The sequence below is a fragment of the Streptomyces sp. NBC_00090 genome (assembly GCF_045160815.1).
GTDB lineage: Bacteria > Actinomycetota > Actinomycetes > Streptomycetales > Streptomycetaceae > Streptomyces.
Genome location: NZ_CP108224.1, coordinates 3,084,352 through 3,097,697, shown reverse-complemented (window position 1 = coordinate 3,097,697; position 13,346 = coordinate 3,084,352). Strand labels below are relative to the sequence as shown.

Sequence of the window (13,346 nt, the reverse complement as noted above, 5' to 3'; positions counted from 1 at the left end):
CTGCCGGACCTGGATTTCACTTTCCGGCAGGTCACAGGCTAAAGTTCTTCTTGTTCGCAGCGCGGAGCGCGAAGAACACGAGGGGCTATAGCTCAGTTGGTAGAGCGCCTGCATGGCATGCAGGAGGTCAGGAGTTCAATTCTCCTTAGCTCCACAATCACCGGATCCCGTCCCCAGCAGGGGGCGGGATTCGTCGTTTCCGCCCAGGGTCCGGATCGCGTGGCGGCTCTCCTCGTCGTTCGGCGTGTAGGTGACGATCCTGCACTCCGGCATCCCGTTGACGGAGAGGGAGACCGAGGTCATCCGGATCTCGCCCACCGCGTCGTGCCGGAAGGTCTTCACCCGGGTCCCCGGCGGGACGACGTCGCCGCTCCGCCAGAGCCGGGCGAACTCCGGACTGGCCTCCGCGAGACGCCGTACGTACGTCTCCCAGTCGGGCTCGCCCACATGGCGTCCGTACGCGCCCCGCAGCTGGGCCACCATCAGCGGTAACTCGTGCTCCCGGTCGACCAGGGGGCACGTCGGCTGCGGCGCGGTGAAGAGCGCCCACAGCACGTTCCGTACCCCGAACGGGCCGGTGTCCAGGTCGTGCCCGTCCCACAGGAAGAGCCGCTCGTAGGTGGTGTTGGTCGCCAGGACGTCGTAACGCGCGTTGTAGAGCACCGCGGGGTGCGGATCCAGGGCGTCGAGGATCCCCTGGATCTCCGGGCTGACCACCTCGGCGTCCGGGGCGGTCCGGTCCGGGGCGTACGGCACCTCGGCCAGGTGGTAGAGGTGCTCGCGCTCGGGCCGGTCGAGCCGGAGCGTGCGGGCCACGGCGTCGAGCACCTGCGCCGAGGCGTTGATCGGACGGCCCTGCTCCAGCCATGTGTACCAGGTCACACCGACCCCGGAGAGCTGGGCGACCTCCTCGCGGCGCAGCCCGGGTGTGCGGCGGCGGAGACCCGGCGGCATCCCCACGTCCTCCGGCGTCACCCGGGCCCGGCGGCTGCGCAGGAACGCGGCCAGCTCCGGTCGTCGGCGCTGCTGTGTCGGTACTGCTGCCAAAGTCGTCACACCCCCATGGTCGAGTCCCCGTACCGCCGTTGCCAGGTGGTGTCAGTACCAGCATCAGCGGGCTCTCGTTACCCGTATCCGACCGAGGCCACGCTCGTCGCATGACCTCGCCCACAACACATCCCGTACTCAGTAAAGACCGTGGCACCGACAATCGCCCCGGAGTGCTGCTCGGCGTGGTGCTCTCCGCCCAGTTCATGGCGCTCCTCGACGTCTTCATCGTCAACGTCGCCGCCCCCACGATCCGGACCGAACTCTCCGCCTCCGGAGCCGGACTCCAGCTCGTCGTCGCCGGATACACCATCGCCTACGCGGTGCTGCTGATCACCGGGGCCCGCCTCGGCGACCTGCTCGGCCACCGCCGGATGTACCTCGGCGGCCTCGCCCTCTTCACCGCGGCCTCACTCGCCTGCGGACTCGCCGCCGGAACCGGCCAGTTGATCGCCTTCCGGCTGATCCAGGGGGCGGGCTCGGCCCTGATGATCCCGCAGGTCCTCAGCCTCATCCAGCGGAACTTCACCGGCGAGAACCGGGTCCGGGCGCTCAGCGCGTACTCCGCCGTCCTGGCCACCGGCGCCGCCGCGGGCCAGGTCGTCGGCGGCATCCTCGTCAGCGCCGACCTGTTCGGCACGGGCTGGCGGCCGGTCTTCCTGGTCAACGTTCCGATCGGGCTCGCCCTGCTCGTCCTCGGCGCCCGGACCCTGCCCCGCGACACCCGCACCGGACCCGAGCGGGGCCGAGTCCTCGACCTGCCCGGGCTGTCGCTCCTCGCGGCGGCCGTGTCCCTGCTGACCGTCCCCCTGGTCCTCGGGCAGGAACAGGACTGGCCGCAGTGGTCCTGGCTCTCGCTCGGCGGATCCCTGGTGTTCCTCGCCGTGTTCGGCGCGTACGAGTCGGGGCTCGCCCGGCGCGGCGGCGCACCGCTGATCGCCCCGCGCGTCCTGCGCATCCCCGGCATGGGACGGGCCGTCCTCCGGATCACCGTGGCGATGGGCGTCAACGCGGGGTTTCTGTTCACCCTCACCCTGCACCTGCAGGGCGGGCTCGGTCAGAGCGCGCTGCGCGCCGGGCTCACCTTCGGTCCCGCCGCCGTCGTCTTCGGCGTCGTCGGACTGACCTGGCGGCGCTGGCCGGCCCGGCTGCAACGCGCGCTGATCCCGGGCGGATTCCTGCTCACGGCCGCCGCCGCGGTCGCCCTCGGCCTGTCTCTCGGGGACGGTGGCGCGGGCGGCTGGGCCCTCTACCCGGCCCTGTGCGGGATGGGCGCGGGCATCTCGCTGGCCTTCAGCCCCGCCCTGACCGGCGCGCTGGCCACCGTGCGTCCCGAGGACGCGGCCGACGCCAGCGGGCTGCTGTCCACCGTCACCCAGCTCGGTCAGCTCGTCGGAGTCGCCACCTTCGGCACCCTCTTCCTCGGCCGGCTGGCGGGGCAGGGAGCGCGGGCCTCCGCGGACGCGCTGTGGGCGACCATGATCGCCCTGGCCGCCGCGGCGGTCGTGGGCGCCCTCGCGGGTCCGGCGCGCCGAGCGCGCTGACCCCCTTGCGGGGCCATGGCAGAATCGGACGGCCGGAGGGGGACCAGGATCCGGACGGGAGGGTGACCCAAGTGCTCGGCGACAACGGCAGGGTGTCCTATGGGTGCACGGCCTGCGGCCACAGCTGGAGCTGACTGATGGGTGCACACAGGCGGAAGTGCGACTGGTGTGGCAGCGGTACGCCCATCGTGCGCGACATGGACCCCGTCAACCCCGAGTTCCAGTACTGGTGCGAGGAGTGCGCGCGGGCACTGATCATAAAAGGCGACCCGATCGAGACGTACCGCGAGCTGGAGGGGGAGCCGATCTACGGCCGGCTCCTCGACGAGCACTGCACCCTCAAGCGGTTCTACTCCTTCGCCAGAGCCTGACGCCCGAGAGCCTGAGCTTCTGGGGCCCGGGACTCCGGGGCATGAGGCTCCGGGGCCGGGGACTCCAGGTCCTGGGACTCCGGGGCCTGGGACTCTTGCGCCCGACCTCCGAGGGTCTGCCCTCCGAGGTTCTGACGCCGCAGCGTCAGCACGTACCCCACAAGCAGCGCCGTGGCCGTCAGCGGGTAGACGGCGGACAGCAGCATCTGTCCCGCGTTCTGGTCCAGTTCGGGGCGGCCCGGGTCGTGTGGCACCCACCACAGCGCGAACGAGGCGAAGGCCAGGGCCACCGCACCGGTCACCGGCCACGCGCGCGTGGCGCGGTCCGCGAGCAGGATCAGCAGTGGCACGCACCAGACCCAGTGGTGGGACCACGAGATCGGGCTGATCATCAGCGCCGTGAACGCGCAGACGATCACGGCCACCGCCTTGTCGCCGCACAGCGCGGCCCGTACCGCCAGGACCATCGCCACACCGCCCAGGACGGCGGCGGTCAGCAGCCACCAGACGCCCGGGGAGTCCGTGTGCATCAGGCGGGCCAGGACACCGCTGATGGACTGGTTGGCGGTCTCCTCGGCGAAGCCGACCCGGCCGGTCGCGAAGAGCGTCTCCGTCCAGAACCTCTTCGAGTCCGCCGGCAGGGCCAGCGCCACGGCCAGCGTCGTCGCCAGGAACACCCCGGTCGCCGTCACCCCCGTGCGCAGCCACTGGTTCCAGGCCCGGTCGCGGCGCCACAGCAGGAGACCCGCGGCGAGCAGAAGGACCACGAAGAGCCCCGGTGTGAGTTTCACCGCGGTCGCGAGACCGATGCCCAGGCCGGCCCAGCGGCTGCCCTCGCGGCGGGTGAGGTCCCAGAGGACAGCCACCGCTATGAGCAGGTTGATCTGGCCGTACCGCAGCGTCGTCCACACCGGCTCGCACCAGACCACGGCCGCGGCGACCCACAGCGTCGTACGCCACAGGTCCGTCCGGGACAGCGCCGGGCGGACCAGCTGGAGCGACAGCTGGACCAGGGCGACCACCAGGAGCAGGTTGCCCGCGGTGGCGAGCGTCCGCATCAGCGGGACGCTTACCAGGGTCAGCGGGACGAACAGCAGAGCCGCGAAGGGCGGATAGGTCATGGCGAGGTTCGCCGAGGTGGCGCGCATCGCGTACAGGTCTCCGCCGGCCCGAACCGTCTCTCCCTCGGCCCGATAGACCATCACGTCGAGCATGTTCACGTGGGCGAGGCGTTGCGCCACCCAGAAGGCCGCGAACGAGAGCAGGCAGACCGCCGCGGCGGTGGCCAGGGGCCACGGCCGGGCGCGGGTTTTGGAGAGCACGGAGACGGACACAGTCGGCGACCCTACCCGGCTGGTCGGAGGGGGTCCGGGAATCGATTTGGAGATCTGCCGGGGAGCCGGTTAATGTTCTGTCTGTCGCCGCGAGGGAAACCGAAACGGAGACGGGAAAGCACAAGGGGCTATAGCTCAGTTGGTAGAGCGCCTGCATGGCATGCAGGAGGTCAGGAGTTCAATTCTCCTTAGCTCCACAGAAAAGAAGCGGGTCACCCGGATCGGGTGGCCCGCTTCTTCGTGTGCCCGTGTCTGTTCTTCATGTGTCCACGCGTGGAACGCCGGTGCGGCCCGTGCGGGCCCTGCGGTACCCTGGCGCCATGCGTGCCGTACGCCTCCTGCTTACCGAGCCGCGCTGAACAAAACCGGCGCATGACTGTCGTCCCGATGACCGTCATCCCGTCGGAGTCGGCGCGGCTTCCCCTCCTGTGCGAGGGGATTTTTCATTTCGCGGCAGTGGGCAGAGACGATCGATGGAGCTTCAAGGACCATGACCGAGATCAATACGGCCGCCGAGACGGCGGCCCCGCATCGCTACACGGCTGCCATGGCCGCCGACATCGAGGCACGCTGGCAGGACTTCTGGGACGCCGAGGGCACGTACGAGGCTCCGAACCCCTCCGGTGACCTGGCGGGCGACCCCGAGGTCGCCGCCCGGCCCAAGAAGTTCATCATGGACATGTTCCCGTACCCCTCGGGTGCGGGACTGCACGTCGGCCACCCGCTGGGTTACATCGCCACGGACGTCTACGCCCGCCACGCGCGTATGACCGGCCACAACGTGCTGCACACCCTGGGCTTCGACGCCTTCGGCCTGCCGGCCGAGCAGTACGCCGTGCAGACGGGCACGCACCCGCGCGTGTCCACAGAGGCCAACATGGAGAACATGAAGGTCCAGCTGCGCCGGCTGGGTCTGGGCCACGACAAGCGCCGGTCGTTCGCCACGATCGACCCGGAGTACTACAAGTGGACCCAGTGGATCTTCCTGCAGATCTTCAACTCCTGGTACGACGACGAGGCCGGTAAGGCCCGTCCGATCGCCGCGCTGATCGAGCAGTTCGAGAACGGCACCCGTGAGGTCCCCGGCACGCGCGCGTGGAGCGAGCTGAGCGCCGCCGAGCGCTCCGACGTCCTGAGCGAGTACCGCCTGGCGTACGCCTCCGACGCGCCCGTCAACTGGTGCCCCGGCCTGGGCACGGTCCTGGCCAACGAGGAGGTCACCGCCGACGGCCGCTCCGAGCGCGGCAACTTCCCCGTCTTCAAGTCCAAGCTGCGCCAGTGGAACATGCGGATCACCGCCTACGCGGACCGCCTGCTGGACGACCTGGACGCGCTGGACTGGCCCGAGGCCATCAAGCTGCAGCAGCGGAACTGGATCGGCCGCTCCGAGGGCGCCCGCGTCGACTTCCAGGTCGGCGACACCGGCGCGATCACCGTCTTCACCACCCGCCAGGACACGCTGTTCGGTGCCACCTACATGGTCCTGGCGCCCGAGCACGATCTGGTCGAGAAGATCGTCCCGGCCGTCTGGCCCGAGGGCACCCACGACGTGTGGACCGGCGGGCACGCCACCCCGTCCGAGGCCGTCGACGCCTACCGCAAGCAGGCCGCCTCCAAGTCCGACGTCGAGCGGCAGGCCGAGGCCAAGGACAAGACCGGTGTCTTCACCGGCGCCTACGCGACCAACCCGGTCAGCGGCGAGCAGGTCCCGGTCTTCATCGCCGACTACGTCCTGATGGGCTACGGCACCGGCGCCATCATGGCCGTCCCGGCGCACGACACCCGTGACTTCGCCTTCGCGCGCGCCTTCGAGCTGCCGATGCGCTGCGTCGTGGAGCCGAGCGACGACCGTGGCACCGACCCGTCCGCCTGGGACGACGCCTTCGCCTCCTACGAAGCGAAGCTGATCAACTCCGCGAACGACGGGATCTCGCTGGACGGCCTGGGCGTCGTCGACGCCAAGGCGAAGATCACCTCCTGGCTGGCCGACCGCGGCATCGGCGAGGGCACCGTCAACTTCCGGCTGCGCGACTGGCTGTTCAGCCGCCAGCGGTACTGGGGCGAGCCCTTCCCGATCGTCTACGACGAGGACGGCGTCGCCCACTCGCTGCCCGAGTCGATGCTGCCGCTGGAGCTGCCCGAGGTCGAGGACTACTCGCCGCGCACCTTCGACCCGGACGACGCGGACACGCAGCCGGAGACCCCGCTGTCCCGCAACGAGGACTGGGTCAACGTCACCCTGGACCTGGGCGACGGCGCAGGCCCGCGGAACTACCGCCGTGAGACCAACACCATGCCCAACTGGGCCGGTTCCTGCTGGTACGAGCTGCGCTACCTGGACCCGCGCAACTCCGAGCAGCTGGTCGACCCCGCCGTCGAGCAGTACTGGATGGGCCCGCGCGAGGGCATGCCGACCGGTGGCGTCGACCTGTACGTCGGTGGCGCCGAGCACGCCGTGCTGCACCTGCTGTACGCGCGCTTCTGGTCCAAGATGCTGTTCGACCTGGGCCACGTCTCCTCGGCCGAGCCGTTCCACAAGCTGTACAACCAGGGCATGATCCAGGCCTTCGTCTACCGGGACGCGCGCGGCATCGCCGTGCCGGCGGCCGAGGTCGAGGAGCGGGACGGCGCCTTCTGGTACGAGGGCGAGAAGGTCAGCCGCGTCCTGGGCAAGATGGGCAAGTCGCTGAAGAACGCGGTGACGCCGGACGAGATCTGCTCCGAGTACGGCGCCGACACCCTGCGCCTGTACGAGATGGCGATGGGCCCGCTGGACGTGTCGCGCCCCTGGGACACCCGCGCCGTGGTCGGCCAGTACCGACTGCTGCAGCGGCTGTGGCGCAACGTCGTCGACGAGTCGACCGGCGAGGTCACCGTCGTCGACACCGCGGCCGACGAGGACACGCTGCGCGCCCTGCACAAGGCGATCGACGGTGTCGCCCAGGACATGGCGGCCATGCGCTTCAACACCGCCATCGCCAAGGTCACCGAGCTGAACAACCACCTGACGAAGTCGGGTGGCGCGCTGCCCCGGCAGGTCGCCGAGCAGCTGGTGCTGCTGGTCGCCCCGCTGGCCCCGCACATCGCCGAGGAGCTGTGGCGCAAGCTGGGGCACACCGAATCGGTCGTCCACCAGGGCTTCCCGGTCGCCGACCCGACGTACGTCGTCGACGAGACCGTGACCTGCGTCGTGCAGATCAAGGGCAAGGTCAAGGCCCGCCTGGAGGTCTCCCCGTCGATCACGGACGCGGAGCTGGAGACGCTGGCGCTGGCCGACCCGCACGTGGTCGGGGCGCTGGGCGGCGCGGAGATCCGCAAGGTGATCGTGCGCGCGCCGAAGCTGGTCAACATCGTGGCCGGCTGACGGAGGCGATCGTGGCCGGCTGACGGCAGCGCTGCCGGAGGCATGGGGGGTTTCCCCTACGGGCAGGTTGGGGGTTCCGATGGAACCCCTGGCCTGCCCTTTCCGTTTACCGTGGAGGAACCACAGTCGTGGGGACTCGACGGATGCCGGAGGGGCGGACATGGAAGCCGCGATTATCACGATCATGGCGCTGCTCTTCTTCGCCTTTGTGGCGCTCGGGGTGTACGTCACCGTGAAGGTGGCCAAGGCGGCCAAGCGCGGGGTGGACCGCACCCTGGACCAGGCCCGGCGCACGGTCGAGGACACCACGCTGAAGGCCAAGAGCTTCGGCCAGGCCGGGGTCGCGAGCGAGCTGGCCCGGCTGAGGCTCTCGCTGCGCACCTCGATGCGGGCCACACAGGAGGCGCTGCAGGCGGGTGTCGGTGAGGACGCCTCACTGAAGGAGTCGCTCGACCTGTTCCACCGGCTCAGCGCCCACGGGATCGAACTGGACGGGGACCTCAAGCGCATGGAGCGGGAGCCCGACCGGGCGTGGGTGTCCGGGCAGCTCGGCGAGCTCAGGCGGCGGACGGAGCAGATCACGGGGTCGGCCGACGCACTGCGCCGGGCCGCCCGGGACCGGGCCCTGAAGTTCGCCGAGGACGACCTGTCGTCGCTGAGCGCCCAGATCGACGTCGAGGCGGGCGCCCTGCGCCACTGGGACGGCCCGGAGACCGCGCCGGGCTCGGTGGCGCCGGGGACCGCTTCGGAGGCTGTTCCTGGGGCGTTTCCCGGCTCTGGGGCTGCTCACGGGTCCGCGGCCGGGTCCGCGCCCGGCTCTGTCTCCGGGGCGGCCGGTCCCGGTGTCGGGGGAGAGCCGTCCGCGATCACCGCGCCCGATCCCCGGCGGTCCGCCTACCCGTGGGAGAAGTCGGCCCGCCCGGAGACCACCACCTGACGGAGCGGCTCCTCGTGACGTCGGACGGAGCGCGGAGGATCGCCCGGCGGGGGGCCGGGCTGCCGTGCCGTGGTCCCGGCGGGTAACCTCCCGCTCATGTCCCGGCATGTCGCGATCGTCACCGATTCCACGGCCTACCTGCCACCCCAGACGATGGAGCGGCACGCCATCACCACGGTCCCGCTGACCGTCGTCATCGGCGACCGCGCCCTGGAGGAGGGCACCGAGATCTCGGCCCGCTCCCTCGCCGAGGCCCTGCAGAAACGGCGTCCCGTCACCACCTCGCGGCCGAGCCCCGAGGTCTTCGCCGCGGCCTACCGCGAAGCCGCCGAGGCGGGGGCGCGGGGTGTCGTCTCGCTCCATCTGTCCGCCGAGGTCTCCGGTACCTACGACGCCGCCGTGCTCGCGGCCAAGGACGCCCCCGTGCCGGTACGGGTCGTGGACACCCGCATGGTCGGGATGGCGCTGGGCTTCTGCGCCCTGGCCGCCGCGGAGGTCGCGGAGGCGGGCGGCTCACTCGACGAGGTGGTCGCGGCAGCCGAGAAGCGCGTCGCGGGAACCTCCGCCTACTTCTACGTCGACACCCTCGACTATCTGCGCCGGGGCGGCCGCATCGGCGCCGCACAGGCGCTGCTGGGCTCCGCGCTGGCGGTGAAGCCACTCCTCGAACTGGACGGCGGGCGGATCGAATTGCGGGAGAAGGTGCGAACGGCCTCGAAGGCCATCGCGCGCCTGGAGGAGATCGCCGTGGAGCGGGCCGGCTCCGGCTCCGTCGACATCGCCGTCCACCACCTCTCCGCACCGGAGCGCGCCGCGGTGCTGGCGGACCGGCTCAGGGAGCGGATCCCGGGAATCGAGGAACTCCAGGTCAGCGAGGTGGGGGCAGTCATCGGCGCCCACACGGGGCCCGGCCTTCTCGCGGTCGTCGTCTCACCGCGCTGAGAGCGCCCGTCCCCCGAGAGGGTGACGGAGATATCCACAGGCGAGGGCCTGTCCACGGGAATCGGGTGCGACCCGCACGGGGCGTTCGTGATCTCTACCGTCACGGACATGGCTCTTCGTACACGTATCGCATCGATCACCACCGGATCCGCGGGCAGGCCGGGGACTCCGACGAGTGGGCCCGGCAGGGCGCCGGGTTCGGAGGGGCGCAGCCGCCCCGGAGGGCGCGGTTCGCCCCCTGGGCGGGCCCGGCGGCGCGCCCGGGTGCGCCGGGCCGTCGACGTGCCCGCGGGCGTCGTACGGCGACGGGGGGAGGCGCTGTTCCCGGCGGTGGCGCCGCCGGCGGAGGCGCCGGTGTCGTCTGCTCCGTCAGATCCACCTGCTCCACCTGCTCCGTCGGTGCCGTCGGTGCCGTCGGTGCCGTCGGTGTCGCCGGGCGGGGCGCGGGGGCGGCTTTCGGCGGCGCTGCGTGAGCGGACTCCGTTGTGGGTGCAGACGCGGTGCGGGCTCGAACCACGGGCGCTGGCCGCGCTGACGGTGGTCCTGCTCGTGGCCGCCGGTCTCGCGGGCGGGTACTTCTGGACGGGGCGGCCGGAGCCGGTGCGTGCTCCGGAGATCGTCCGTGCCGTGCCGGTGGCCGCGGCACCCGCCACGCAGGGACCGGGACCGGAACAGGGACCGGGGCGGGAACAGGGGCCGGGCGCGGTGGCGGGCGTGCCGAAGGTGGTCGTCGACGTGGGCGGCAAGGTGCGCAGGCCCGGGGTGCTGACCCTGCCCGCGGGCTCGCGTGTGGCGGACGCCCTGCGTGCCGCCGGCGGGGCGAAACCCGGAGCCGATCTCACCGGGATCAACCGGGCCCGGGTCCTCATGGACGGGGAGCAGGTCCTGGTCGGGCTGCCGGGGATGGCGGTCGGCGGCTCCGCCTCCGGCGGCGGGACCGATGGGCCGCGGACGCCGCTGAGCCTCAACGTGGCCACCGTGGAGCAGCTCGACACCCTGCCCGGCGTCGGTCCGGTCCTCGCGCAGCACATCGTCGACCATCGCGCGGAGCGCGGCGGCTTCCGGTCGGTGGCCGAGCTCCGGGAGGTGAACGGCATCGGAGAACGCCGGTTCGCCGACCTCGAACCACTGGTCCGGCCGTGAGCGGCACCGGGGCGGTGGACGCGGAACCGGAAGAGCGGCGCGAGCGGCGGGAGCGTGCCGCGTGGTCTTCGCGGGCGGAGGGGCCGGCCGACCTGCGGCTCGTGCCCCTCGCAATGGCGGCCTGGGCGGCCGCGGCGTGCGCGGTGGGGGTCACCGGATGGTGGACGGTGGCAGGTGTCACGGTCTGCCTGGTGGGGGCGGCGGTTCTGCTCACTCCGGCGCCGGCCCGGTGGCTCGACCGCATCCGTGGTCCGCGTGGGATCGGCGAGGTCGGCGAGGTCGGTAGGGCGGTCGACGGCTCGGGCGGGGGGTCGGGGGCGACAGGCGGTACTCCGGTGACGCCGGGGCGGCGGTTGCGGGCGACCGCGTGCGCGGGGGTCCTGCTCTGCGCCGCGGCCGGGGCCGCCTCGGCGGGGCTGCACGCGGCGGACCTGCGGCGCGGTCCCGTACCCGCCATGGCGCGGGAGTACGTCCGGGCGGAGCTGGAGGTCACGGTGACCTCCGATCCGCGGCTCACCCGGCCCCGGGTGCGCGGTAACGCGATGGCGCCGGTCTCGGTCGTCCTGGACGGCGAGGTGACCCGGGTCGAGCGGCCGGACGGTGCGGCCCACCGGACACGTGCGCCCGTGCTGCTGATCGTGGCGCCGGGGGAGGGGCGGGCCGAGTGGTTGCGGCTCCTCCCCTCGACCCGGTTGCGGGTCGGGGCCCGGCTGGCGCCGCCGCTGCGGCCCGGAGAGCCGTTCGCCGCGGTGCTGAAGGTCGACGGAGCGGGTCCGCCGCGGATCGTCGGTCCGCCCAGCGCGGCGCAGCGCACGGCGGGCGAACTGCGCGCCGGGCTGCGGAGAGCGACCGAGGGTCTCGCTCCGGACGCGAGGGCCCTGCTGCCGGGACTGGTCGTGGGGGACACCTCGCGGATCGGGCCCGAACTGCGGGACGCCTTCGAGGCCACCGACCTCACCCACCTCCTGGCGGTCTCGGGAAGCAACCTCGGAGTCGTTCTGCTTCTGCTCATCGGGCGCCCCGGGAGGGCGCACCAGGTGGAGCGGGGCGGGCTCGCTCCCTGGCTCGGGCTGTCCCTGCGGGCGACCGCGGTGGCCGGGGGAGTGCTGACACTGGCCTTCGTCATCGTCTGCCGACCCGATCCGAGCGTGCTGCGCGCCGCGGCCTGCGGGCTCGTCGTCCTGCTCGCGATCGCCACCGGGCGCCGGAGATCGCTGATTCCCGCGCTGGCCGCCGCCGTCCTGGTCCTGGTGCTCTACGACCCCTGGCTGGCGCGGAGTTACGGATTCCTGCTCTCGGTACTGGCCACGGGGTCCCTGCTGACGGTCGCTCCGCGGTGGAGCGAGGCGCTGCGGCGGCGCCGGGTGCCCGGACGGCTCGCGGAGGCGCTGGGGGCAGCCCTCGCGGCGCAGGCGGTGTGCGCACCCGTCGTGGTGGTCTTCGCCGCCCGGGTGAGTCTGGTCGCGATCCCGGCGAATCTCTTCGCCGAACTGGCGGTCGCGCCCGCGACGGTGCTCGGCTTCGCCGCGCTCGGCCTGGCGCAGGTGTGGGAGCCGGCGGCGGAGGGTGTGGCGTGGGTGGCGGGGTGGCCTGCCGGGTGGATCGCGGGGGTGGCGCGTGCCGGAGGGGAGCTGCCGGGGGCGCAGCTGGCCTGGCCCGGCGGGTGGTGGGGCGGGCTGATCCTGGCGGTGCTGACGGGGCTCGTGGTGCTCGGGGTGCGCAGGCTGGCGTACCGGGGGTGGATCGGCGCGTTCGTCGCCGCGCTGCTCTTCCTCGCGGTCGCCCGGCCGGTGCCGTTGGCCCGGTGGGTCACCGGGTGGCCGCCGCCGGGCTGGGTGTTCGCGATGTGCCAGGTGGGGCAGGGGGACGCGACGGTGCTCGCGGCGGGCGGTGACGCTGCCGTCGTGGTGGACGCCGGCCCCGACCCCGTACCGGTCGACCGTTGTCTGCGGGAGCTCGGGGTGCGGCGGGTGCCGTTGCTGGTGCTCACCCACTTCCATGCCGATCATGTGGCAGGGCTGCCGGGGGTGCTGCGGGGTCGGGCGGTAGGGGCGATCCAGACCACGGGGCTCGAAGAGCCGCCCGCTCAGGCGGCGTTCGTGAGGCGGACGGCGGCCGCGGCGGGGGTTCCGCTGGTCCGCGCGGGGCCGGGGGAGCACCGGAGAGCCGGGGCCCTGGAGTGGTGGGTGCTCTGGCCGCCGGCGGACTCCATGGGGGTGACCGGTTCGGGAGGGGCGGGCGGTGCCGGGGTGTCGGTCGGCGGGGCGAACGATGCCAGTGTCACCCTCCTCGTACGCACCGCCGCAGGGCTGAGCCTGCTGCTCCTCGGTGACCTCGAACCACCGGCTCAGCGGGCGCTTCTGAGGAGCCGTCCGGAGCTGGGGCCGGTGGACGTGGTCAAGGTCGCGCACCACGGGTCCGCGCACCAGGACCCAGGGCTGATACGGGCGGTGCGGCCGCGTCTCGCGCTGGTGTCGGCGGGGCGGGACAACCCGTACGGGCACCCCTCGCCCCGGACGGTGGAGGCCCTGCGGGCCGGTGGGGCGCGGGTGTTGCGGACCGACCGGGACGGGGCGATCGCGGTGGTGGGGGCAGGGCGCGGGCTCGTCGCCGTGCCGAAGGGCGGGATGTAAGGAAATGCTTGTAAAGAAGTCTTTCTAAAGA

The 13,346-nt window shown here is 72.4% G+C and carries 9 protein-coding genes and 2 tRNA genes; 9 read left to right on the top strand and 2 right to left on the bottom strand.

What is annotated here, in order from left to right; translation table 11 throughout:
* Positions 1-81: 81 nt before the first annotated feature.
* Positions 82-154: transfer RNA gene (locus OG361_RS13620), tRNA-Ala, on the top strand.
* Here the strand turns inward: OG361_RS13620 and OG361_RS13615 are convergent.
* Complete coding sequence (locus OG361_RS13615; RefSeq protein ID WP_384558653.1) at positions 136-1,056, bottom strand: helix-turn-helix transcriptional regulator; 921 nt, start codon at positions 1,054-1,056, stop codon at positions 136-138. The two genes, OG361_RS13620 and OG361_RS13615, sit on opposite strands and share 19 nt — an antisense overlap.
* Positions 1,057-1,157: 101 nt before the next feature.
* Between OG361_RS13615 and OG361_RS13610 the strand changes: the two genes are divergently transcribed.
* Both OG361_RS13610 and OG361_RS13605 read left to right on the top strand, forming a co-directional pair.
* The gene (locus OG361_RS13610) at positions 1,158-2,591 is read left to right on the top strand and encodes an MFS transporter (protein ID WP_405853566.1); all 1,434 of its coding nucleotides are present in this window, start codon (positions 1,158-1,160) and stop codon (positions 2,589-2,591) included.
* Between the two features lie 137 nt (positions 2,592-2,728).
* Positions 2,729-2,962 (top strand): hypothetical protein, encoded by a 234-nt coding sequence (locus tag OG361_RS13605; protein WP_024756723.1) that lies wholly within the window; start codon positions 2,729-2,731, stop codon positions 2,960-2,962.
* Here the strand turns inward: OG361_RS13605 and OG361_RS13600 are convergent.
* Positions 2,941-4,296, bottom strand: coding sequence for a glycosyltransferase 87 family protein (locus OG361_RS13600; protein ID WP_405853565.1), 1,356 nt, complete (start codon positions 4,294-4,296; stop codon positions 2,941-2,943). The genes OG361_RS13605 and OG361_RS13600 overlap by 22 nt on opposite strands.
* Positions 4,297-4,420: 124 nt before the next feature.
* Here OG361_RS13600 and OG361_RS13595 point away from each other — a divergent pair.
* From OG361_RS13595 to OG361_RS13570, 6 genes are all read left to right on the top strand, one after another.
* Positions 4,421-4,493, top strand: a tRNA-Ala gene (locus OG361_RS13595).
* Between the two features lie 293 nt (positions 4,494-4,786).
* Positions 4,787-7,660, top strand: a complete 2,874-nt coding sequence (gene leuS, locus OG361_RS13590) for a leucine--tRNA ligase (RefSeq protein WP_405853564.1) — start codon at positions 4,787-4,789, stop codon at positions 7,658-7,660.
* Positions 7,661-7,820: 160 nt separating this feature from the next.
* Positions 7,821-8,597, top strand: a complete 777-nt coding sequence (locus OG361_RS13585; RefSeq protein WP_405853563.1) for a hypothetical protein — start codon at positions 7,821-7,823, stop codon at positions 8,595-8,597.
* 96 nt (positions 8,598-8,693) lie between these two features.
* Entirely contained in the window at positions 8,694-9,539 is an 846-nt protein-coding gene (locus OG361_RS13580) for a DegV family protein (RefSeq protein WP_405853562.1), read from the top strand.
* Between the two features lie 489 nt (positions 9,540-10,028).
* A complete protein-coding gene (locus OG361_RS13575) occupies positions 10,029-10,682 on the top strand; it encodes a helix-hairpin-helix domain-containing protein (protein ID WP_405853561.1) in 654 nt (217 codons plus the stop codon).
* A 113-nt stretch (positions 10,683-10,795) separates the two neighbouring features.
* Positions 10,796-13,315 carry a ComEC/Rec2 family competence protein gene (locus OG361_RS13570; RefSeq protein ID WP_405862231.1) on the top strand — a complete coding sequence of 840 codons (2,520 nt, stop codon included), beginning with the start codon at positions 10,796-10,798 and terminating at the stop codon, positions 13,313-13,315.
* Positions 13,316-13,346: the final 31 nt, after the last annotated feature.

What these genes read in the sequence shown, in the direction of transcription:
- OG361_RS13610 (WP_405853566.1), top strand. Translation starts at nt 1,158, where the DNA reads ATGACCTCGCCCACAACACATCCCGTACTCAGTAAAGACCGTGGCACC.
- OG361_RS13605 (WP_024756723.1), top strand. Translation starts at nt 2,729, where the DNA reads ATGGGTGCACACAGGCGGAAGTGCGACTGGTGTGGCAGCGGTACGCCC.
- leuS (WP_405853564.1), top strand. Translation starts at nt 4,787, where the DNA reads ATGACCGAGATCAATACGGCCGCCGAGACGGCGGCCCCGCATCGCTAC.
- OG361_RS13585 (WP_405853563.1), top strand. Translation starts at nt 7,821, where the DNA reads ATGGAAGCCGCGATTATCACGATCATGGCGCTGCTCTTCTTCGCCTTT.
- OG361_RS13580 (WP_405853562.1), top strand. Translation starts at nt 8,694, where the DNA reads ATGTCCCGGCATGTCGCGATCGTCACCGATTCCACGGCCTACCTGCCA.
- OG361_RS13570 (WP_405862231.1), top strand. Translation starts at nt 10,796, where the DNA reads ATGGCGGCCTGGGCGGCCGCGGCGTGCGCGGTGGGGGTCACCGGATGG.